Annotated in this window: 18 protein-coding genes; 14 read left to right on the forward strand and 4 right to left on the reverse strand. The window is 72.8% G+C overall.

Translation table 11 applies throughout. The annotated features are described in order from the left end of the window. The 4 genes from secF (at position 1) to ACTG9Q_RS29475 (ending at position 5,047) form a co-directional block, all read left to right on the forward strand. Positions 1 to 1,218 carry a protein translocase subunit SecF gene (gene secF, locus ACTG9Q_RS29460; RefSeq protein ID WP_455576190.1) on the forward strand — a complete coding sequence of 406 codons (1,218 nt, stop codon included), beginning with the start codon at positions 1 to 3 and terminating at the stop codon, positions 1,216 to 1,218. Next, the gene (locus tag ACTG9Q_RS29465; RefSeq protein ID WP_455576191.1) at positions 1,215 to 1,742 is read left to right on the forward strand and encodes an adenine phosphoribosyltransferase; all 528 of its coding nucleotides are present in this window, start codon (positions 1,215 to 1,217) and stop codon (positions 1,740 to 1,742) included. The genes secF and ACTG9Q_RS29465 overlap by 4 nt, the downstream gene beginning before the upstream one ends. A gap of 123 nt (positions 1,743 to 1,865) precedes the next feature. Continuing rightward, positions 1,866 to 4,169, forward strand: coding sequence for a RelA/SpoT family protein (locus ACTG9Q_RS29470; RefSeq protein WP_455576192.1), 2,304 nt, complete (start codon positions 1,866 to 1,868; stop codon positions 4,167 to 4,169). A 14-nt stretch (positions 4,170 to 4,183) separates the two neighbouring features. Beyond that, positions 4,184 to 5,047, forward strand: coding sequence for a hypothetical protein (locus ACTG9Q_RS29475; RefSeq protein WP_455576193.1), 864 nt, complete (start codon positions 4,184 to 4,186; stop codon positions 5,045 to 5,047). Positions 5,048 to 5,291: 244 nt separating this feature from the next. On the opposite strand, the gene ACTG9Q_RS29480 is transcribed toward ACTG9Q_RS29475, so the two are convergent. Then, positions 5,292 to 6,080, reverse strand: coding sequence for a peptidylprolyl isomerase (locus ACTG9Q_RS29480; protein WP_455576194.1), 789 nt, complete (start codon positions 6,078 to 6,080; stop codon positions 5,292 to 5,294). Continuing rightward, a complete protein-coding gene (locus ACTG9Q_RS29485; RefSeq protein ID WP_455576195.1) occupies positions 6,077 to 6,961 on the reverse strand; it encodes a peptidylprolyl isomerase in 885 nt (294 codons plus the stop codon). The genes ACTG9Q_RS29480 and ACTG9Q_RS29485 overlap by 4 nt, the downstream gene beginning before the upstream one ends. A gap of 130 nt (positions 6,962 to 7,091) precedes the next feature. Here ACTG9Q_RS29485 and ACTG9Q_RS29490 point away from each other — a divergent pair, with 130 nt between their 5' ends. Both ACTG9Q_RS29490 and ACTG9Q_RS29495 read left to right on the forward strand, forming a co-directional pair. Beyond that, complete coding sequence (locus tag ACTG9Q_RS29490; RefSeq protein WP_455576196.1) at positions 7,092 to 7,802, forward strand: MBL fold metallo-hydrolase; 711 nt, start codon at positions 7,092 to 7,094, stop codon at positions 7,800 to 7,802. After that, positions 7,802 to 8,419 (forward strand): hypothetical protein, encoded by a 618-nt coding sequence (locus tag ACTG9Q_RS29495; RefSeq protein WP_455576197.1) that lies wholly within the window; start codon positions 7,802 to 7,804, stop codon positions 8,417 to 8,419. Before ACTG9Q_RS29490 ends, ACTG9Q_RS29495 begins: the two co-directional genes overlap by 1 nt. Here the strand turns inward: ACTG9Q_RS29495 and ACTG9Q_RS29500 are convergent. After that, on the reverse strand, positions 8,391 to 9,527 hold the full coding sequence (locus ACTG9Q_RS29500) for a YibE/F family protein (RefSeq protein WP_455576198.1): 1,137 nt from the start codon (positions 9,525 to 9,527) through the stop codon (positions 8,391 to 8,393). The genes ACTG9Q_RS29495 and ACTG9Q_RS29500 overlap by 29 nt on opposite strands. 289 nt (positions 9,528 to 9,816) lie before the next feature. Between ACTG9Q_RS29500 and ACTG9Q_RS29505 the strand changes: the two genes are divergently transcribed. Beyond that, positions 9,817 to 10,899, forward strand: a complete 1,083-nt coding sequence (locus ACTG9Q_RS29505; protein ID WP_455576199.1) for a hypothetical protein — start codon at positions 9,817 to 9,819, stop codon at positions 10,897 to 10,899. A 124-nt stretch (positions 10,900 to 11,023) separates the two neighbouring features. Further along, complete coding sequence (locus ACTG9Q_RS29510; RefSeq protein WP_455576200.1) at positions 11,024 to 11,407, forward strand: hypothetical protein; 384 nt, start codon at positions 11,024 to 11,026, stop codon at positions 11,405 to 11,407. A gap of 21 nt (positions 11,408 to 11,428) precedes the next feature. Here ACTG9Q_RS29510 and ACTG9Q_RS29515 read toward each other — a convergent pair whose 3' ends face one another. Continuing rightward, positions 11,429 to 12,355 (reverse strand): helix-turn-helix domain-containing protein, encoded by a 927-nt coding sequence (locus tag ACTG9Q_RS29515; RefSeq protein WP_455576201.1) that lies wholly within the window; start codon positions 12,353 to 12,355, stop codon positions 11,429 to 11,431. Between the two features lie 356 nt (positions 12,356 to 12,711). Here ACTG9Q_RS29515 and aspS point away from each other — a divergent pair, with 356 nt between their 5' ends. The 6 genes from aspS (at position 12,712) to ACTG9Q_RS29545 (ending at position 19,811) form a co-directional block, all read left to right on the forward strand. Continuing rightward, the gene (aspS, locus tag ACTG9Q_RS29520) at positions 12,712 to 14,487 is read left to right on the forward strand and encodes an aspartate--tRNA ligase (RefSeq protein ID WP_455576202.1); all 1,776 of its coding nucleotides are present in this window, start codon (positions 12,712 to 12,714) and stop codon (positions 14,485 to 14,487) included. Next, positions 14,488 to 15,426, forward strand: a complete 939-nt coding sequence (locus ACTG9Q_RS29525) for a DUF389 domain-containing protein (protein ID WP_455576203.1) — start codon at positions 14,488 to 14,490, stop codon at positions 15,424 to 15,426. It abuts the gene before it with no gap. A gap of 135 nt (positions 15,427 to 15,561) precedes the next feature. Beyond that, a complete protein-coding gene (locus ACTG9Q_RS29530; protein WP_455576204.1) occupies positions 15,562 to 16,794 on the forward strand; it encodes a hypothetical protein in 1,233 nt (410 codons plus the stop codon). 451 nt (positions 16,795 to 17,245) lie between these two features. Continuing rightward, a complete protein-coding gene (locus ACTG9Q_RS29535) occupies positions 17,246 to 18,037 on the forward strand; it encodes an SGNH/GDSL hydrolase family protein (protein ID WP_455576205.1) in 792 nt (263 codons plus the stop codon). A 10-nt stretch (positions 18,038 to 18,047) separates the two neighbouring features. Then, positions 18,048 to 19,142: a pyridoxal-phosphate-dependent aminotransferase family protein gene (locus ACTG9Q_RS29540; RefSeq protein ID WP_455576206.1), complete on the forward strand. Its 1,095-nt coding sequence runs from the start codon at positions 18,048 to 18,050 to the stop codon at positions 19,140 to 19,142. Positions 19,143 to 19,187: 45 nt separating this feature from the next. After that, on the forward strand, positions 19,188 to 19,811 hold the full coding sequence (locus ACTG9Q_RS29545) for a uridine kinase family protein (protein WP_455576207.1): 624 nt from the start codon (positions 19,188 to 19,190) through the stop codon (positions 19,809 to 19,811). The last annotated feature ends 111 nt before the right edge of the window (positions 19,812 to 19,922 follow it).

Raw genomic sequence — 19,922 nt, forward strand, 5'->3', positions numbered from 1 at the left:
GTGTCCGGCGGAGACAAGCGGCATAATTTTCTCGAGCGGCTCTACCTCGGCAACGGCGCGCTCGACATCATCGGCAAGCGCAAGCGCTTCTACATGTTCTTCAGCGTGCTGTTCCTCGCGTGCATCGCCTCGATGGTCTTCAAGGGCTTCAACCTGGGCATCGACTTCGAGGGCGGCACCCGGGTGCAGCTGCCCGCGGCCAGCGCGGCGGGCCCGATCCAGCCCGAGGCGGCCGAGGACGTCTTCAGCGAGACCCTGGGCCGCGAGGCCGCCACGGTGCAGACCGTGGGCGCGGGTGACACCGCCAGCATCCAGATCCGCTCCGAGACGCTGACCACCGAGGAGGTCCGCAAGCTCAAGGCGGCCCTGTTCGAGGAGTTGGCCCCGGTCGCCCCGAACGGCACCTCCAGCGAGGCGCTGATCAGCGACAGCGCGGTGTCGGGCTCGTGGGGCGGGGAGATCTCGTCCAAGGCGTTCTGGGCGCTGCTGGTGTTCCTCGGCCTGGTGACCATCTTCCTGGCGCTCTACTTCGAGAAGTGGATGGCCGTGGCCGCGCTCGTCGGCCTCGCCCACGACCTCATCATCACCGCGGGCATCTACTCGCTGGTCGGCTTCGAGGTCACGCCGGGCACGGTGATCGGTCTGCTGACCATCCTCGGCTTCTCCCTGTACGACACGGTCGTCGTGTTCGACAAGGTCAAGGAGAACACCCGGGGGCTGCTCGGCCTCACCAGGCGCACCTACGGCGAGGCGGCCAACCTGGCGGTCAACCAGACCTTCATGCGCTCGATCAACACCACGCTGATCGCGCTGCTGCCGGTGACCGGCCTGCTGGTGATCGGCGTCGGCCTGCTCGGCGTCGGCACGCTGGCCGACCTCGCGCTCGTGCAGGCGACCGGCATGTTCGCGGGCGCGGTCTCCTCGATCTTCCTGTGCACCCCGATCCTGGTGGACCTGAAGATGACCGACCCGAAGTACAAGCTGCAGGCCCAGCGGGTCGCGCAGCGGCGCAACAACATCACCCGCAAGCACGATGCCGCCGCCGTCACCGCGGGCACCGACGCCGACGTGGACGTCTCCGACGACGACGCGCTGTCCGCCGAGCTGCGCCGCGAGCGGGCGATGGCGGTCGCGGGCGGCGTCCCGACGCGCAACCCGAAGGCCGTCGACCAGCGGCGCAGGCCCGGCGCGAAGCCGCAGGGCAAGAAGCGCCGGTGACCGACGCGGCACTGGACAGGGCGCTCGCGCTCATCAGGGAAGTCCCCGACTTCCCCGAGCCGGGCGTCCTGTTCCGCGACCTGAGCCCGATGCTGTCCGACGGGCCCGCGCTGCGGGCGGTGGCCGACGCGCTGGCCGCCCACCTCGACCCCGCGGTCACGACGGTGGTGGCGGTGGAGGCCCGCGGCTTCCTGTTCGGGGCCGCGCTCGCCGCCGTGCACGGCCTGGGCGTGGTGCCGGTGCGCAAGGCGGGCAAGCTGCCCATCGTGGCCGACCGGCAGACCTACGAGCTGGAGTACGGCTCGGCGACGCTGGAGCTGCCCGGCGGGGTGCTGTCGCCGGATGAGCCGGTGGCCGTCATCGACGACGTCCTGGCCACCGGCGGCACGCTGGCCGCGGCCTGCGACCTGGCGGAGCGGGCGGGCGCGCGCGTGCTCTGCGTCGGCGTGGTGCTGGAAATCGCCGCGCTGGGCGGTCGGGGCCGACTCCCCGGGCGTAACCTCTCGGCGCTGCTCACCTTGTGAACATGCCCTTCGTCGTGTCCAGGGCGGTTCGGCTGTCCGGGGGGCGTTATCCTCGGTATCCGGGTCACGCTCGTGATCCGGAGGGCCGAGCGCCACTGGGCGCCGAGCTTGCCGGGAGCATGGGTGACACACGACGTGGGAGCCGCAGCGGCGGCAGAGGCGGAGCTCTCGCCCGCCGGTCGCGAACCGTCGGCCACCCGGCGGGTGCGGGCCCGGCTGGCCAGGCGGATCACCGCCCAGCGCCCGGCCGCCGTCAAACAGGTCCTGGAGCCGCTGGCCGCGGTGCACCGGGAGCTGCACCCCAAGGCTGACCTGGCACTGCTGCAGCGCGCCTACGACGTCGCCGAGGAGATGCACCGCTCCCAGCGGCGCAAGTCCGGCGACCCCTACATCACCCACCCGCTCGCCGTCGCCACGATCCTGGCCGAGCTGGGCATGGACACCACCACGCTCGTCGCCGCCCTGCTCCACGACACCGTGGAGGACACCGAGTACTCCATCGAGGGCCTGCGCGGCGACTTCGGCGACGAGGTCGGGCACCTGGTCGACGGCGTCACCAAGCTGGACAAGGTGCAGTTGGGCTCGGCGGCGGAGGCCGAGACCATCCGCAAGATGGTCATCGCCATGGCCCGCGACCCCAGGGTGCTGGTCATCAAGCTGGCCGACCGGCTGCACAACATGCGCACCATGCGGTTCCTGCCGCCGGAGAAGCAGGCCAAGAAGGCCCGCGAGACCCTGGAGGTGCTGGCCCCGCTGGCCCACCGCCTCGGCATGGCGACGGTCAAGTGGGAGCTGGAGGACCTGGCGTTCGCCATCCTGCAGCCCAAGAAGTACGACGAGATCGTCCGGCTGGTCGCCAACCGCGCCCCCTCGCGCGACACCTACCTGAAGAAGGTCGTCACCGAGCTGGGCGCGAACCTGGAGGACGCCAGGATCAGCGCGCGGGTCGAGGGCAGGCCGAAGCACTACTACTCGATCCACCAGAAGATGATCGTCCGCGGCCGCGACTTCGACGACATCCACGACCTGGTCGGCGTGCGCATCCTGGTCGACGACGTGCGCGACTGCTACGCCGCGATGGGCGTCGTGCACGCGCTGTGGCAGCCGATGCCGGGGCGGTTCAAGGACTACATCGCCCAGCCGCGGTTCGGGGTCTACCAGTCGCTGCACACCACCGTCATCGGGCCGGACGGCAAGCCGCTGGAAGTGCAGATCCGCACGCACGAGATGCACAGGACCGCCGAGTACGGCATCGCCGCGCACTGGCGCTACAAGGAGACCAAGGGCACCCACTCGGGCATGGACGTCGACGAGATGGCCTGGATGCGCCAGCTCCTCGACTGGCAGCGCGAGGCCGCCGACCCGGGCGAGTTCCTGGAGTCCCTGCGCTACGACCTCGCCGCCCGCGAGATCTTCGTCTTCACCCCCAAGGGCGACGTGGTGACGCTGCCCGCCGGGTCGACGCCGATCGACTTCGCCTACGCCGTGCACACCGAGGTCGGGCACCGCTGCATCGGCGCCAGGGTCAACTCCCGCCTGGTCGCGCTGGAGCGCAAGCTGGAGAACGGCGAGGTCGTGGAGATCTTCACCTCCAAGGCCGAGGGCGCGGGGCCCAGCCGCGACTGGCTCGAGCTCGCCGCGTCGCCGCGGGCCAAGGCGAAGATCAAGCAGTGGTTCGCCAAGGAGCGCAAGGACGAGGCGATGGAGTCCGGCAAGGACGCCATCACCAAGGAGGTCCGCCGCGTCGGCCTGCCCATGCAGCGCCTGGTCTCCTCGGACTCGGTGGCCGCGCTGTCGCGCGAGCTGCGCTACCCCGACGTGGGGACGCTGTACGCGGCGGTGGGGGAGGGCCACATCTCCGCCCGCCACGTCGTCCAGCGGCTGGTGGCCCTGCTGGGCGGCGTCGAGCAGGCCGAGGAGGAGCTGGCCGAGCGGGCGACCCCGTCGACCATCGTCCGGCGCCGCAGCTCCGGCGACGCGGGCGTGATCGTCAAGGGCGCCTCGGACGTGTGGATCAAACTGGCCCGCTGCTGCACCCCGGTGCCCGGCGACGAGATCCTCGGGTTCGTCACCCGCGGCGGCGGCGTCAGCGTCCACCGGACGGACTGCACCAACGCGGGCGACCTGCTGGGCGCCCCGGAGCGGCTGCTGGAGGTGGAGTGGGCGCCCTCGGAGACGTCGGTCTTCCTGGTGGCCATCCAGGTGGAGGCGCTCGACCGGCACCGGCTGCTCTCGGACGTGACGAAGGTGCTGGCGGATGAGAAGGTCAACATCCTCTCCGCCTCGGTGACGACGTCGCGCGACCGGGTGGCGGTGAGCCGCTTCTCCTTCGAGATGGGCGACCCCAAGCACCTGGGCCACGTCCTCAAGGCGGTCCGCAACGTCGAGGGCGTCTACGACGTCTACCGGGTCACCTCGTCGTCCTGAGTAGAGTCCGCCGAGTGTCGATCACCGCGGCTGAGACGTTCATCCTGACCCACGCCCGCCTCCTGGACCGCCGCCGGTTCGCGTTCCTGTTCGGCTCCGGCGACCCCGCGGCGGTGGTCCGCGCGCTGGACGCGTACCGCAATCCGGACGGCGGTTACGGGCACGCCCTGGAGCCCGACGGCCGGGGCCCGGACAGCCAGCCGCTGGCCACCCTGACCGCCCTGGAGATCCTGCGGGAGACCGGGGCACTGGCGGAGCGGGCGGCCTCGGTGGCGGGATTCCTGGCGTCGGTGAGCGACGCGGAGTCGGCGGTGCCGTTCGCGGTCGCGGCGGGGGAGTACCCGCACTCGCCGTGGTGGCAGGCATCGGAGGTGGGCGGGCTGCTGCCGACGGCGAACCTGGTGGGGGCGCTGGCGGGGGTCGAGCACCCGTGGGTCGAGCGGGCGGCCGAGTACTGCTGGACCCGGATCGAGGGGCTGACGTCGTCGCACCCCTACGAGGTCCGCGGGAGCATGGCCTTCCTGGACCGCGCGGCGGACCGGGCCCGCGCCCAGGCCGCCGCCGACCGGCTGGGCGAGCTGGTGCGCTCCTCGCGGCTGGTGCGGGTGGAGTCCGACGCCGGGGTGGCGCCCGAGGGCTACGTGGCCGCCGAGCTGCCGTACCCGCACGAGTACGCCGCGTCCCCCGACAGCCTCGCCGCGTCGTGGTTCACCGCGGGGGAGATGACGGCGAGCCTGGACGCGCTGCTGGCCGAGCGCGCCGACGGCGGCTGGAAGCCCCGCTGGCTGATCTGGACCCCGGTCGTGGAGCACGAGTGGTCGGGCCCGGTGACGATCGAGGCCATCACGACGCTGCGGGCATGGGGCCGGGACCTGTGAGGCGTTCGCCCGCGACGTGACGCGGTGCGGCGGTCGCGCGTGGCGCTAGCAGCTGCCGCAGCAGCCGCAGCCGGAGCCCGAGCAGTTGCTGCAGCCGCAGCCGCAGCCCCCGGCCCGGGGGTTGCGGGGAGGCTTGGGCCGAGGAGTCCTCATCGCAGTCACCTCTCGTGGGTGGGCGGTGACTCATAGGCTACTCGCTATATGTGGCCGCGGACTCCGGCGAGCGGGGGACCCGGGGCGGGTGTCAGCCCTCCGCCTTCGCCTGCGTGATGAGGACCATCTCCGCCGGGGCGCCGTCCTGGGCGCCCGCGCCGCCGCTGATGCCGCCCTTGGCGATCTTGTCCAGCACCGCGAGCCCGGCGTCGTCGACCGTGGCGAACACCGCGTACGTCGGCGGCAGGGCGGAGTCGGCGTAGACCAGGAAGAACTGGCTGCCCCCGGTGTGCGGCTGGCCGGTGTTGGCCATCGCGACGGTGCCGCGGGGGTACTTGGCGTACTGGCCCACGGTTGGCAGGTTCTTGGGGTTCTCGTCCGGCACCGTGTAGCCGGGCCCGCCGCTGCCGGTGCCGCTCGGGTCGCCGCACTGCAGGACCGACAGGGAGTCCGCCTTCGTCAGGCGGTGGCAGGGGGAGGAGTCGTAGAAACCCGACTTCGCCAGATGGCCGATGCTCAAGGTGGTGCACGGGGCGATGCCGGTGTCCAGGCGCATGGTGATCTCGCCGTGGTTGGTCACCAGGGTGACCGAGGCGGGCGGGTCGTCCCCGGTCGGCAGGCCGACGTCCCTGCCCGCGGGCGGGTCACCGGGCGTCTCCTGGAAGTCGCACCCGCTCGGGGAACCCTCGGCGGTGGCTGACGCCCCCGAGGTGGGCGCCTGCGAGGTGGGGGCCTGGGAGGCGCCTGCCTCCGAGGGCACCGCCTGCGAGGGCGCCGGGGAGGCCGCCACCGGGCTGCCCGCGGTGGAGGACCCGCAGGCGGTCAGCGCCGCCGCGCCTGCGAGCAGCGCGGCGGCGATGGCGGTCCGGCGCACGGTCACGCCGCGACGGTGACGCCGGTGATCTTGACCTCGGTCTTGGGCTTGCCGTCGCCGGGCGAGCCCTGCGAGATGGTGCCCGCCTTGGCGATCTCGTCGATGACCGCCATGCTCTCGGCGTCGATGCTGCCGAAGACGGTGTAGTTCGGGGGCAGCATGTCGGCGGTGCCGTAGACGATGAAGAACTGGCTGCCGTTGGTGCCCTTCTGCGTCTCCGGGTTCTTGCCCGCGTTGGCCATGGCCAGGATGCCGCGGCCGTACTTCAGCTCGGGGAAGACCTCGTCGTCGAAGGTGTAGCCGGGGCCGCCGCTGCCGCTGCCGCTCGGGTCGCCGCACTGCAGGACCTGCAGGCCCTCGGTGGTGAGGCGGTGGCACGGCACGTCGTCGTAGTAGCCCTGCTTGGCCAGGCTCACGAAGCTGTTCACCGTGCACGGCGCCAGGGCGCGGTCCAGGGTGACCTTCACCTCGCCGGTCGAGAGCTTCAGCGTGGTCGCGACGGTGCCCTGCGAGGACACGCCGGACGTCGGCGGGGCCTGCGCGGGCTTGGCGGCCTCGGCGCCCTCCTCCTTCGGGTAGGCGCAGTCCACCTTGGCGGGCAGGGCCTTGGGCCGCTTGGGCACCGGGGCCATCTCCGTCGGGATGCTGGCGGGCACGTCCGGGGTCGCCTCGGGGGCCGTGGTCTCGCTCTGGGCCGCCGGGTCGGTCGGGGTGTCGTCGCCACCGATGGTGGTCAGCCAATAGATGAGGCCCACGACCACCACCACACCGATGATGGTGGACGCGACACCGAAGACGCGTCGCCTGCGGGCGCGCTCAGCCCGGCGGACAAGCTGGCGCTCCAGCTTGCGCTTCGCGGCTTCCCGGCGCTGCTCGTTAGTCGGCACCTGGCACCCTCCCGTGACCGTGATCTCTCTGGCAGGCGCGCAGTCTATGGGGAACCGGGGTAAGAACCGCGTGGAGGCCACCCCCACTAGGCTGGGAACACCCTGTGAATCGGCGCCCCGGAGGTTCCGCGTGCTCGTCGTCGGCTTCCCCGCCGGTGCTTTCCAGACCAACTGCTACCTCATCGCCGCTGGCGAGGGGGAGCCCTGCGTGATCGTCGACCCTGGTCAGGACGCCGGTGACGGGGTCGCGGAGGCCGTGCGCAAGTACGCGCTGTCACCCGTCGCGGTCGTGCTCACCCACGGCCACCTCGACCACACCTTCTCGGTCACCCCGGTCTGCGACGGCAACGACATCCCGGCCTGGATCCACCCGGAGGACCGGGCGCTGCTCACCGACCCGATGGCCGCGCTGAGCGCGGAGTCGGCCGCCTTCTTCGGCGACCTCACGATGCGCGAGCCCGCCGAGGTGCGCGAGATGACCGACGGCGCGGTGCTGGACCTGGCCGGGCTCACGCTGACCGTCGACCACACCCCGGGCCACACCCGCGGCTCGGTGATCTTCCGGACCGCCACCGAGGAGGGCGGCGAGCTGATGTTCGCGGGCGACACCCTGTTCGCCGGGTCCATCGGCCGCACCGACCTGCCCGGCGGCTCGATGGCGGAGATGACCGAGTCGCTGTACAACAAGATCCTCCCGCTGCCCGACGACACCGTCGTCCTTCCCGGCCACGGCCCGACCACGACGATCGGGCGCGAGCGGGTCAGCAACCCGTTCCTCACCGGCATGGTCGACCTGACCGACCCCGCTTCGGGGCACCGGGGCCGCGGCCGGGGCATCTGATGGAGTCGACCCCGCTCAGCGTCGCGCCCGGCCAGACCCGGCGGCGCGGCTGCGCGACGGTGATCGTCGCGGTGCTGCTGGGCGCCGCCGTCGGCGGGATCGTCGGGCTGCTGAGCAGCCGGGTGCCCGCGCTGATCGGCGCGGCGCTCGTGGCCGGGTTCTTCCTGTTCGTCGCGTGGGCGGCGGCCCGCAGGCGGCTCAGCCTGCGGGGCACCACGGTCGTGGCCCGCACCATCGGCACCAAGACCGTCGACCTGCGCCACGCCGACCGCATCGAGCTGATGGTCAGCGACGTGCGCGGGATGCGCACTGTCAGCGTGCTGGTCGGGCAGGGCAGGCGCACCGTCAACATCGCGCTGGCGGTGTACGCCGGGACGGGGGGACGCGAGCTGGGCATCCTGGCGCTGCGCCGCCTCGCCGACGCGCTGGCGGGCAGCGAGCACACCGCGGGCCTGGTGTTCTCCCAGCTCCTGGTGGCCCAGCTGCGCGCGGAGGCCAAGGGCGAGGCCGCCGCCGACCGCCCGCTCTACCGGCTGGCCGCCGCGGCCCCGACGGGCAAGCTCGCCCAGCGGCTGACCGCCGAGGCCGTCACCCGGTTCGTGGCGACGCTGGACTGACCTCGCGCACGGCCACCAGCGCCGCCAGCGCGGTCGTCACCGGCACCGCGGCCACCAGGCCGATGCTGCCCACCAGCGTCCGCACGATCTCCTGGGCGATCGCCTGCGACCCGAGGATGTCGGCGGCGCCGACCCCGGAGACCGACGAGTACAGCAGCAGCGGCAGCGCCGCGCCCGCGTACGCCAGGACCAGGGTGTTCACCGCGGAGGCGACGTGGTCGCGGCCGATGCGCAGGGCGGCGGCGTAGAGCCGGCGCCAGCCGAGTGCCGGGTTCGCCGCGCGCAGCTCCCACACCGCGCTGGTCTGGGTCACGGTCACGTCGTCGAGCACGCCGAGCGCGCCGATCACGATGCCCGCCAGCAGCAGCCCCCGGGTGTCGATCTCGCGGCCGAGCACCCCCACCAGCGTCGCGGTCTCCTCATCCAGCCCGGTCAGCGCGGCGGCGGCGGAGAACAGCGCGCTCAGCGCCCCGATCAGGCCCAGGCTGACCATCGTGCCCAGCACGGCCGTCGACGTGCGCGCGGAGAAGCCGTGGGTCAGGTAGAGGGCCGCGAACATGATCACGCCCGCCGCGGTGATGCCGACCAGCAGCGGGTTCTCCCCGCGCACGATCGCGGGCAGCACGAAGACGATCAGCACCCCGACGCTCACCCCGAGCGAGGACAGCGCGGCGAGCCCCTTCCAGCGTCCCAACGCGAGCACGGCCAGGACGAACACCGCGGCCAGCAGCACCAGCGGCACGCCGCGCTGGAAGTCGACGACCTGGTAGGACTGCCCGCTCAGCGGCTCGCCGCCGTTGTAGGCCAGCACGACGTCATCGCCCACGGCGAAGCGCGGCGTGCTGGGCTCCAGCGGCACGGTCGCGCGGATGTCGCTGCCCTCGGCCGCCCCCTCGGTGAGCTGGACGGTGAGGGCCAGGCACTGCTCGTCGCCGCCGGTGTCGCCTGCCGCGCAGGGCGTGGACTGGGCGGCGGTGACGGTCCCGTCGACCGGGGTCAGGCCCGCGCTGGCGACGGCCGGGGTGTCGCCGGTGGGGAACAGCACCACCAGGCCGGTGAGGGCGGCCAGGGCGAACGGGATGAGCAGCGCGGCCAGCAGCTGCCGCACCTGCCGGGAGGCGGGCGCCGCGGGTCCGTGCCCATGGCCATGACCGTGCCCATGCCTGGGCCCGTGTTTGGCCGCGGCCTTGGGTGTGTCGGGCGCTTTCTTCGCTCTCGGCCCGGGGTCCGGCGGGGTGGGACGGGGCCGCGGGCGCGCGGGCGGGGTGTCCCGCACGCGCGGGATGGGTTGGGTCGGCCAGTCGTCCACAGTGCAATCCTTCCCCAGGAGCGCGGGGTCCCACACGCGGAGCCCGCGCGCCCTTGCGGCGCTCTCGAACATGTGTTCGACTACGATCATGCGATGGGACGGGCGGCGCGTGGACCGGGGCGACGAGCCCGCCCTGCCGGGTATGTCCGGTCTGGTGGCCGGATCGGCGTCTGACCGGGTCCCGAGTGGAGCGTCGCCCGCGGTCGACCCCACCCGCGGCCGCGCCTCCGCGTGCGGCTACTGCCTGCACGGCGACACCCCGGTCCTGATGGCCGACGGCACCGTGAAGCCGATCTCCAGGCTCGTCGTCGGCGACCGCGTCCACGGCACCGAGCGCCGCGAGAGCTACCGCCACTACGTGCCCACCGAGGTGCTCGCCCACTGGTCGACGGTCAAGCCCGCCTACCGGGTGACCCTCGCCGACGGCACCGCCCTCATCGCGGGCGGCGACCACCGCTTCCTCACCGAGCGCGGCTGGAAGCACGTCATCGGCGACATGGTCGGCGGCAACCGCCGCCCGCACCTGACCACCGGCAACAAGCTCATGGGCACCGGCCGCTTCGCCGTGCCGCCCAAGGAGACCGCCGACTACCGCCGCGGCTACCTGGCGGGCGTGGCCCGGGGCGACGGCGGACCGGCCCCGTTGGAGCAGACCGCGGCCCGCGTCCGGGACTACCTCGACAGCGAGCTGGGCATGACCCTGCCCGTCCCGTGGCCGCGCACCCCGACCGACGAATGGCGCAAGGGCCTGCTCGCCGGGGTGTTCGACGTCGACGGCACCTACGCCAACCGCATCGTGCGCATGCCCAACCTCGGCGCCCGCACCCTCGTCGCGGTCACCGAAGCCTTGGCCGCGCTGGGTTTCCGGCACGCGGTGGAGCTGCGCCGCGCCCCCGACGGCAAGGCGTGCGCGCGCGTCGACGGCGGGCTGGCCGAGCACCTGCGGCTGTTCCACACCACCGACCCGGCGGTCACCGCCAAACGCGCCATCGACGGCGCGGCCGTCAAGTCCGCCGCCGACCTCGGCGTGCTCTCGGTCGCCCCGCTGGGCCTGGACCTGCCGCTGTACGACATCACCACCGGCACCGGCGACTTCATCGCCAACGGCGTCATCAGCCACAACTGCTCGCGGCGTTCACCCGAGCCCCAAGGTGATACTCCGGGTCGCTGACTTCTGTGCGTAGTCCGCCGGGCGTTGATTGCGTACCTCTACGGCCACTCGTACGGATTGTTCGGCGCATCCGGGGCCGCGATGGTGAGCCCACCATGGCTATCGCGCAGGAGGCCCAGCCGTCGTGGTCTACGCCTTTGACCCGTTCCTCGACAAGGACCCGCCGCACGGCGACTTCGGTATCGCCGTGCTCCCGCTGGCGGTGAGCCTCGGCAGGCTCACCGCGGCCAGCGCCCTCGTGCGCACCTGGGCGGGCGCGCTGCGGCTGCCGCTGCGGCTGACCGTGTCCGGCCTGCCCGACGCCGTGCTGGCCCGGTTCGACCCGCACAGCGTCGAGGCGGGGGCCGACAGCCAACTCACCATGTCCGTGGACGCGGCGCTGGGGGAGAGCAGGCACGCCATCACCGTCACCGCGACCTGCCCGAGGGGCCGCACGGCGCGCGCGTACCTGACGCTGACGGTCGGACCGGTGTCCCTTGGACCGGCACCCATCGGACCGGCGCTCTGAGGGGCGCCGGTCCGATTCGGGTCAGTCCGGCCACTCCCAGCGCACGCACATGATCCCGGGACCGAAGTCCAGGGCGACGGCGTGCGCCTTGCCGTCGGCGGAGACCTCCAGCTTGCGCCTGCTGGTCACCACGTCGTCGGCGTCGGTCGTGTACTGCTCCAGGTAGACCGGCAGCGCCCCGCGCGGGTCGAAGCGCAGCTCCAGCACGAACTCCCGCACCGGGCTGGTGAACTTGCGGCAGTAGCTGTCGTCGCCGCGCGAGTACGGCGGCCCGGGGTGGTGCAGGGCGTAGTCGACGATCGTCGTGTCGCCGCGGCCCAGCGGCCGGTCCAGCATGATCTCCGCGGCGATGAGGCCCGCGTCCTCGTCGCGGGCCACCCGGCCGATGCGGCAGGTGTCGCCCGCGACCACCAGCGGGAACGGCCTGCCCGGCAGTTCCAGGTCGTAGACCATCAGCGCGCGGTCGACGCCGTCGCGCTCAGCGCGGTACACCTGCCGGACGGTGATCGACTTCTCGCCGCGGTCGGCGCCGATCTCCATCCGGTCGTGCTGGCTGAGCTTGGTCAGCGCGGCGTCGGTGGTGAACTCGATGCGCTTGAGCAGGTGCGCGATGGGCTCGCTGTGGCCCCAGAGCGCCTCGATGGGCAGTCGGGAGGACTCGCGGTTGACCCGTCCGCGCGGCCGTGGCGGGCCGAGCAGGGCGATCAGCGCGCCGGTGGGCACCCCGAGGACGTCCTCGAGGTGGCCGAGCGCCGCGAGCGACTCCGCCCGCTCCGGCCTGCGTCTGCCCGACTGCCAGTAGCTCAGTGCCGTCACGCTGATCGAGACACCGCGCGCCCGCAGCCGATACTGGATACGGTCTAGGCTGAGCCCGCTCGCCTGGATCGCGGCGCGCAGCGCGGTCGGAAACGCGTCGGCCGCCATGGAATCCGGCTGTTCTGCCGTCATCGCGTGGCGGACCCTCCCGTTCTGGTGAAGTTCACGAACTGGCTCGCGGGTGATACCGCTACCCATGTTCACTCCCTGGGTTACCCCTTACGCCCTGCGGGTCACATTACGTCTTGGATGCCCCGCTGGGTAGCGGCAGTGTTAATTAATGGGTAACCAAAGCACTGCCAGCGGTGACCAGATAGTGCAGTTGGCGGCAAAACTATACGTCCAGTCAGCGGTATAGCACCGTCCGGGTGAACCACCCGGGAGGGGGAGTCGGCTTCTTCGGGCCCCGCCAAACCTGCTGGACGCCTGCCGCCCCCCGTTGGCTAGCCTGACCCCATCCATCACCTCATCTAGGAGTACGCGACACCGTGATCCGCACGCATGAGGCCGGGACCCTCCGCGCCGAGCACGCCGGGCAGACCGTCACGCTAAGCGGCTGGGTTGCCCGCAGGCGCGATCACGGCGGCGTCATCTTCATCGACCTGCGCGACGCCTCCGGGGTGGCGCAGGTGGTCTTCCGCGAGGGTGAGATGGCCGAGCGCGCCCACCGGCTGCGCGCGGAGTTCTGCGTGCGGGTGGTCGGCGACGTCGCCGCCCGGCCCGCGGGCAACGACAACCCCGAGATCGCCACCGGCGCCATCGAGGTGCTCGTCACCGAGCTGGAGGTGCTCAGCGAGGCCGCCCCGCTGCCCTTCCCGCTGGACGGGCACCTGAGCGTCGGCGAGGAGACCCGGCTGCGCCACCGCTACCTCGACCTGCGCCGCAGCGGCCCGGCGAAGGCGCTGCGCATGCGCAGCGAGGCCAACCGCATCGCCAGGACCGTGCTGCACGGCGAGCGCTTCGTCGAGGTCGAGACCCCGACCCTGACCCGCTCCACGCCCGAGGGCGCCCGCGACTTCCTGGTGCCCGCGCGGCTGCAGCCCGGCTCCTGGTACGCGCTGCCGCAGTCCCCGCAGCTGTTCAAGCAGCTGCTGATGGTCGGCGGCCTGGAGCGCTACTACCAAATCGCCCGCTGCTACCGCGACGAGGACTTCCGCGCCGACCGGCAGCCGGAGTTCACCCAGCTCGACATCGAGATGAGCTTCGTCGAGCAGGACGACGTGATCGCCCTCGGCGAGCGCATCGTCGGCGCGCTGTGGCGTGAGCTGGCGGACTACGAGATCACCGCCCCGATCCCGCGCATCACCTACCACGACGCGATGGCGCGCTACGGCACCGACAAGCCCGACCTGCGCTTCGACCTCGAGCTGACCGAGCTGACCGACTACTTCTCCGAGACCCCGTTCCGGGTGTTCCAGGCGCCCTACGTCGGCGCCGTGGTCATGCCGGGCGGGGCGTCGCAGCCGCGCAAGCAGCTCGACGCCTGGCAGGAGTGGGCCAAGCAGCGCGGCCACAAGGGCCTGGCGTACGTGCTGGTCGGCGAGGACGGCACCCTCGGCGGGCCGGTCGCCAAGAACCTCTCCGAGACCGAGCGCGACGGCCTGGCCAAGGCCGCGGGCGCCGAGCCCGGCGACTGCGTCTTCTTCGCCGCGGGCGAGCGGGGCCCGGCGCGCGGCCTGCTCGGCGCGGCCCGCCTGGAGATCGGGCGCCGCCGCGGGCTGATCGACGAGTCCGCCTGGTCGTTCGTGTGGGTCGTCGACGCCCCGCTGTTCGAGGAGGCCGACGCCGCCGTGGGCGCGGGCGACGTCGCCGTCGGCTCGGGCCGCTGGACCGCGGTGCACCACGCCTTCACCTCGCCGACCCCGGAGTGGGTCGACCGGTTCGAGGAGGACCCGGCCTCCGCGCTGGCCTACGCCTACGACCTGGTCTGCAACGGCAACGAGATCGGCGGCGGGTCCATCCGTATCCACCGCAAGGACGTGCAGGAGCGGGTGTTCGCCCTCATGGGCATCGGCCAGGAGGAGGCCCAGGAGAAGTTCGGCTTCCTGCTCGACGCCTTCGCCTACGGCCCGCCCCCGCACGGCGGCATCGCCTTCGGCTGGGACCGCATCGTCATGCTGCTGGCGGGCGAGCCCTCGATCCGCGACGTCATCGCCTTCCCCAAGAGCGGCGGCGGCTACGACCCGCTGACCGCCGCGCCCGCGCCGATCACCGCCGCCCAGCGCAAGGAAGCTGGAGTGGACGCCAAGCCCAAGGCGCCCTGAGTGCTCCACCTGCGAGTGGTGTGCCCGGCCGACGTGGCGCCCAAGGCGCTGGCGGTCCTCGAGGAGCACCCCGGCGCGGCGCACCTCGTGCACCTGCCCGGCGTCGCCCTGCACCCGCCGGGCGACGTCATCGATGCCACGATCGCCCGGGAGGCCACCGACGACCTCCTGGGCGCCCTGTGCGAGCTGGGCATCGACCGCAGCGGCGGCCTGACCCTCGAACAGCTCGACACCGTGCTGTCCGACGAGGCCGACCGGGCCGAGGAGCGCGCGCCCGGCGAGGCGGCCGACGCCGTGGTGTGGGAGGAACTGGTCTCCCGCACGGGCGAGGAGTCCCGGCTCAACGCGACGTTCCTGGCGTTCCTCATCATCGCCTGCCTGCTGGCCGCCGTCGGGGTGATCACCGACTCGCCGGTGACGATCGTCGGGGCGATGGTCGTCGGCCCGGAGTTCGGGCCGCTGGCCGCGGTGGCCGTCGGCCTCGTCCGCGGGCGCCGCGACCTGCTCAAGCGGGCCGTCCTGGCGCTGGCCGTCGGGTTCCCGCTGGCCATCGTCGTCACCGCGCTGGGCGCCTGGCTGGGCAACGCCGTCGGCCTGTTCGACGCCTCGGCCATCGGGGGCGACGACCACCAGGTCGACTTCGTCTACAACGTGGGGCCGTGGTCGCTGATCGTGGCCATGCTGGCCGGGGCGGCCGGGATGCTGTCGATGACCTCGGCGAAGTCCGCGGCGCTGGTCGGGGTGTTCATCTCGGTCACCACCGTGCCCGCGGCCGGGTACGTGGCGGTTGCGGCCATCGTGGGAGAGTGGGCCAAGATGGGGGAGTCGGCCGCGCAGCTGGCCGTCAACCTGGTCGGCATCGTGGCGGCCGCGTCGGTGGTGCTCCTCGTGCGCCACCGCAGCAGGGGAGACCTGCGCAGGCCGCTCGCGCCGGGGTGAGCGCTTGAGGGACTGGTCCGACCTCGCTATTTCCGGGGAAGACTATCCCTCTTGATCGATGGCCGGCACTACGGTCACGGCTGGGCGATGAGGACTTTCCGGCCTCCGCGCCCAGCGGGGGTAGGGTCAAAGGAGATGACTGTGGAGATCACCGCCGACCCGCCCGACGCCGAGGGCAGCCGGGACATGGCCGAAGGCAACCAGGACACCCCCGAGGCGGAGGTGCTGGCCACCGTCGTCGCCGCCGAGTCCGTGCTCAGCAAGCGCTTCGGCGCCCGCATCCGGCTCGGCGAACCCGAGGACCTCGGCGGCAGCGACCGCTCGGTGGTCCTGCGCGTGCGCGTCGCCGCCAGCCCGTTCTCGCTGCCCCGCACCCTCGCCGTCAAGCGCTACGTGCCGACGGGCACGGCCCCGCGCGACTCCTGGGTCCGCGAGGCGGTCAGCTACCAGATGTTCAACGCGCTGCCCGCCGAGGACCGCATGTGCCCGGAGCTGTTCGCCCACGACGGCGAAGCGGGCCTGCTGGTGATGGAAGACCTCGGCCGCGCCCCCACCTTGGCCGACAAGCTGCACGGCACCGACTCCCGCGCCGCCGAGGCCGCCCTGCTCTCCTGGGCCCGCTCCCTCGGCCGCCTGCACGCCACCACGGCGGGCCGCGAGGCCGACTTCGACGCCCTGCTGCGCAGGCTGAGCCCGCCCACCAACAAGGACCCCCTGGCCGAGGACGGCCCCATCGCCATCGCCGACCTCCCCCGCCTGCTGCAGACCGACTTCGGCGTGAGCACCCCCGACGAGGTGATCGGCACCGCGGCCAGCACCCTGGGCCTGCTCGACACCGCCCGCCACCGCGCCTTCAGCCCGTCGGACACCTGCCCGGACAACAACCTGATCACCAGCCGCGGCGTCCGCTTCCTGGACTTCGAGGGCGGCTGCGTCCGCAACATGATGTTCGACGCCGCCGCGATCGCCGTCCCCTTCCCCTCCTGCTGGTGCGCCTTCGCGCTGCCCCCGGGCATGGTCGACGCCATGATCGCCGCCTGGCGCGCCGAAGTCCGCGCCATGTGGCCCGACCTGGCCGAGGACTCGGTCCTGCTGCCCCGCCTCCTGGACGCTCACCTGTTCTGGGTCTGGCTGGCCACCTGGCACCACCTCACCAGCCCTCACGCCGAGCGCGTCGGCTCCCGCCACTCCGGCCCCATCCCCGACCAGGGCCCCCTCCTGTCGGCCCGCTGGACCGGCCTGGCCACCGCCGCCCACCGCCAGGGCGCTGACCACATCACCGAACACGCCATCGCCGTGGCCCACGCCCTGCGAGCCCACTTCGGCGACGACCCCCTCCCCCTGTACCCCGCCTTCGTCACCCGCTGACCCCCCTTCCCGCCGTCCACAGGGCCGCGCGGGGTCGTCGCCGTCCTCGACGCCGAATAGGGTGGCCATCCGGCGCGATCGTCCGACGGGCGCGGAGTGCTCACCCCAGTCGCCGGACCATGGTGCTCAGTCCGAAAAGCCGTCTCCAGCCGGACAGGACAACAGACCCGCCACGAGGCAGGCGCCGGCATGGGAAACCCCCACAGGACACACCCCGCCACTCCCAGGAGGCGGGCCCCTCGGCCAGTCTAGTCGCCGAAACCCCCAGGCCAGAGGGGTTTCTCGGCGGGCTGTGGATAACCGGAGTTGTCCACAGTCGGCGGTGCGGGCGGTGGCGGGGAAGGGGCGTTCGGGTGTACACGGTGACGGGCACGGATTCTTCGCCAGGCCGTCCACCGGCGGACACCGCGATCTCACCGGTGGTGAGCCCGGGCCCCGGATCGTGTGGTGCGTGACCGCGCTGGGCATGACCGCGACCCCGCTGGCCTGGACCGCCGCCCGCTTGGCCGTGTTGGGGGATTCGACCTGCGCCGGGCTCGGCGATCCGCTGCCCGGTGGCGGCTGGCGGGGCGTCGGGCCGCTGCTGGCCGCCGCGCTGGGGGCGGTGGAGCACAACGTGTCCTTCGCCGGGGCGCGCATGGCGTGCGTCCGGGAGCGCCAGCTGCCCGCGGTGTTGGCGGGCAGGCCGGATGCCGCCATCGTGATCGCGGGCATGAACGACACCCTGCGCTCGGACTTCGACCCCGAGCGCCTGCGGGCGGACCTCAACCACGTCGTCAGCTCCCTGCACGCGATAGGCGCCCGTGTGGTCCTGGCGCGCTACCACGACCACGGCAAGGTCTTCCGGATGCCCGCCTCCCTCCGCCAGGCGTTGGCGACGCGGATCGGGCGCCTCAACTCGGTGATCGACCGCGTGGTCGCCGACACCGGCGCGGGCCTGCTCGACCTGGACGCGATCCCCGGCGCCTATGAGCACGCGGTGTGGAGCGTCGACCGGCTGCACCCCTCCGAACTCGGGCACCGGCTGCTGGCGGAGGGCTTCGCCGCGTGTCTCGCCGAGACCGGGTGCGTGGTGTCCCGCCCGGTCAGCCTGGTCTGTGAGGGCGGGCGCCAGATCCGCACGGCGCACCACATCGCGTGGCTGATCGTCAAAGGCATCCCGTGGTTGTGGCGCCGCGGCCAGGACCTGGTCCCGTACGCGCTGGGCGTCATGGTGCGCGCGGCGGTCGAACGCCGCCCGTAGGGTGCTGGGTATGCCTCTGGTCGACCGCACGCTGCTGGGCCCCGGCCCGTCCAACCCCTACCCCGAGGCCACGGCGGCCCTCGCCGCCCCGCTGCTCGGCCACCTGGACCCGGAGTTCCTGCGCGTCCTGGACGAGACGTGCGAACGGCTGCGGACGGTGTGGGGCACGGCCAACGCCCGCACGCTGCCGCTGTCCGGGACCGGGTCGATCGGCATGGAGGCGGCGTTCGCCAACTTCGTCCACCCGGGTGACGTCGTGGTGGTCGCCGTCAACGGCCTGTTCGGCGAGCGGATGACCGATGTCGCGGACCGCTACGGCGCCACCGTCGTCCGCGTAGACCACGAGTGGGGCCAGCCGGTCGACGTCGACCGCGTCCTCGCCGCCCACCCGGCCCCGGCGATCGTGGCCGCCGTCCACGCCGAGACCTCCACCGGTGTGCGCAGCGACATCGCCGCCCTCGCCGCCGCCGTGCACGCCCGCGGCCCTGCCCTGGTCCTGGCCGACTGCGTCACGTCGCTGGCGGGAATCCCGGTCCTGATCGATGACTGGGGCGTCGACATCGCCTACGCCGGAACCCAGAAGTGCCTGGGCGTCTCCCCGGGCCTGGCCCCGTTCACCGTCTCCGAGCGCGCCTGGGACCGCCGTGTCCCGCGCCCGCCCACGTGGTACCTGGACCTGAACCTCATCGGCGCCTACGTCGACGGCTCCCAGGGCGGGCGCACCTACCACCACACCGCGCCGGTCGCCCTCATCGCCTCCCTGCACGCCGCCCTCGGCCGCATCCTCGACGAGGGCTTGGAGTCCGTCTACGAACGCCACCACGCCGCGGGCGCCCACCTCCAGGCGGGCCTGGTCGACCTCGGCCTGACCCTCTTCGCCGCCGAGGGCCACCGCCTCCCGGAACTCACCGCGGTCAACGTCCCCGACGGCGTCGATTCCGCCAAGGTCCGCCACACCCTCCTGACCGAGCACAACATCGAGATCGGCGCGGGCGCGGGCAAACACGCCGCGACGGTCTGGCGGATCGGCCTCATGGGCCACAACGCCCGCGTGGAGCGCGCGGACCTGATCCTGGCCACCCTCGCCCGGCTCCTGTCCCGCTGAGACCGCGGGCCCGACCGGTTCCGACGCGTGAGACAATGGCGTCTCGTGACGTTGATCCCGGTCATCCTGCTGTCCGGCCCGTCGGGGTCCGGCAAGTCCACCCTCGCCGCCCAGCTCGGCCTGCCGGTCCTGCGGCTCGACGACTTCTACCGCGAGGGCGCCGACCCGCTCCTGCCCCGCGACGCCGCCGGACAGGCCGACTGGGACGCCCCGCAGTCCTGGCACGCCGAGGACGCGCTGGCAGCCGTGGTGGCCCTGGCCACGACCGGAACGGTCGAGGCGCCCCGCTACGACATCGCCTCCGACAGCCGGGTCGGCACCAGCCGGGTGATCGCCGCGGGCGCGCCCGCGTTCATCGCCGAGGGCCTCTTCGCCGACCAGATCGTCGCGGGCTGCCAGGCCGCGGGCGTACTGGGAGACGCGCTGGTGCTGGCACCAAGCGGAACCAGGACGTTCATCCGACGCTTCGCCCGCGACGTCGCCGAATCACGCAAGGGACTCCCGCTCCTGGTCCGTCGCGGCCTGCGCCTGTGGCGCGAACACAGCGACGTGGTCCGCCGCTGCGAGACAGCCGGAATGCGCCGCTGCGAGCCCACCGACGCCCTGAGCCTGCTCGGCCGCTGGACCCTCCCCGAGAGCCTCGTCGACCGCCAGTCCCTCTCCGCCTGACCAATCTGGCCAACTCCACCAGCCGATGACCTCTACTCGCGGCTCGCGCATCCTCGGCGGCAAGTCGGTTGACTGTGTTTCTGGCTTACGTCCGGTCTGTTCCCCGGCTTT

The sequence above is a fragment of the Actinokineospora lacus genome, from assembly GCF_053813445.1.

Excerpts from the sequence above, each read along its gene's own strand:
- ACTG9Q_RS29495 (WP_455576197.1), top strand. The coding sequence starts at position 7,802 with ATGGAGTCGACCCCGCTCAGCGTCGCGCCCGGCCAGACCCGGCGGCGC.
- ACTG9Q_RS29505 (WP_455576199.1), top strand. The coding sequence starts at position 9,817 with ATGCGATGGGACGGGCGGCGCGTGGACCGGGGCGACGAGCCCGCCCTG.
- ACTG9Q_RS29515 (WP_455576201.1), bottom strand. The coding sequence starts at position 12,355 with ATGACGGCAGAACAGCCGGATTCCATGGCGGCCGACGCGTTTCCGACC.
- ACTG9Q_RS29530 (WP_455576204.1), top strand. The coding sequence starts at position 15,562 with ATGACTGTGGAGATCACCGCCGACCCGCCCGACGCCGAGGGCAGCCGG.
- ACTG9Q_RS29540 (WP_455576206.1), top strand. The coding sequence starts at position 18,048 with ATGCCTCTGGTCGACCGCACGCTGCTGGGCCCCGGCCCGTCCAACCCC.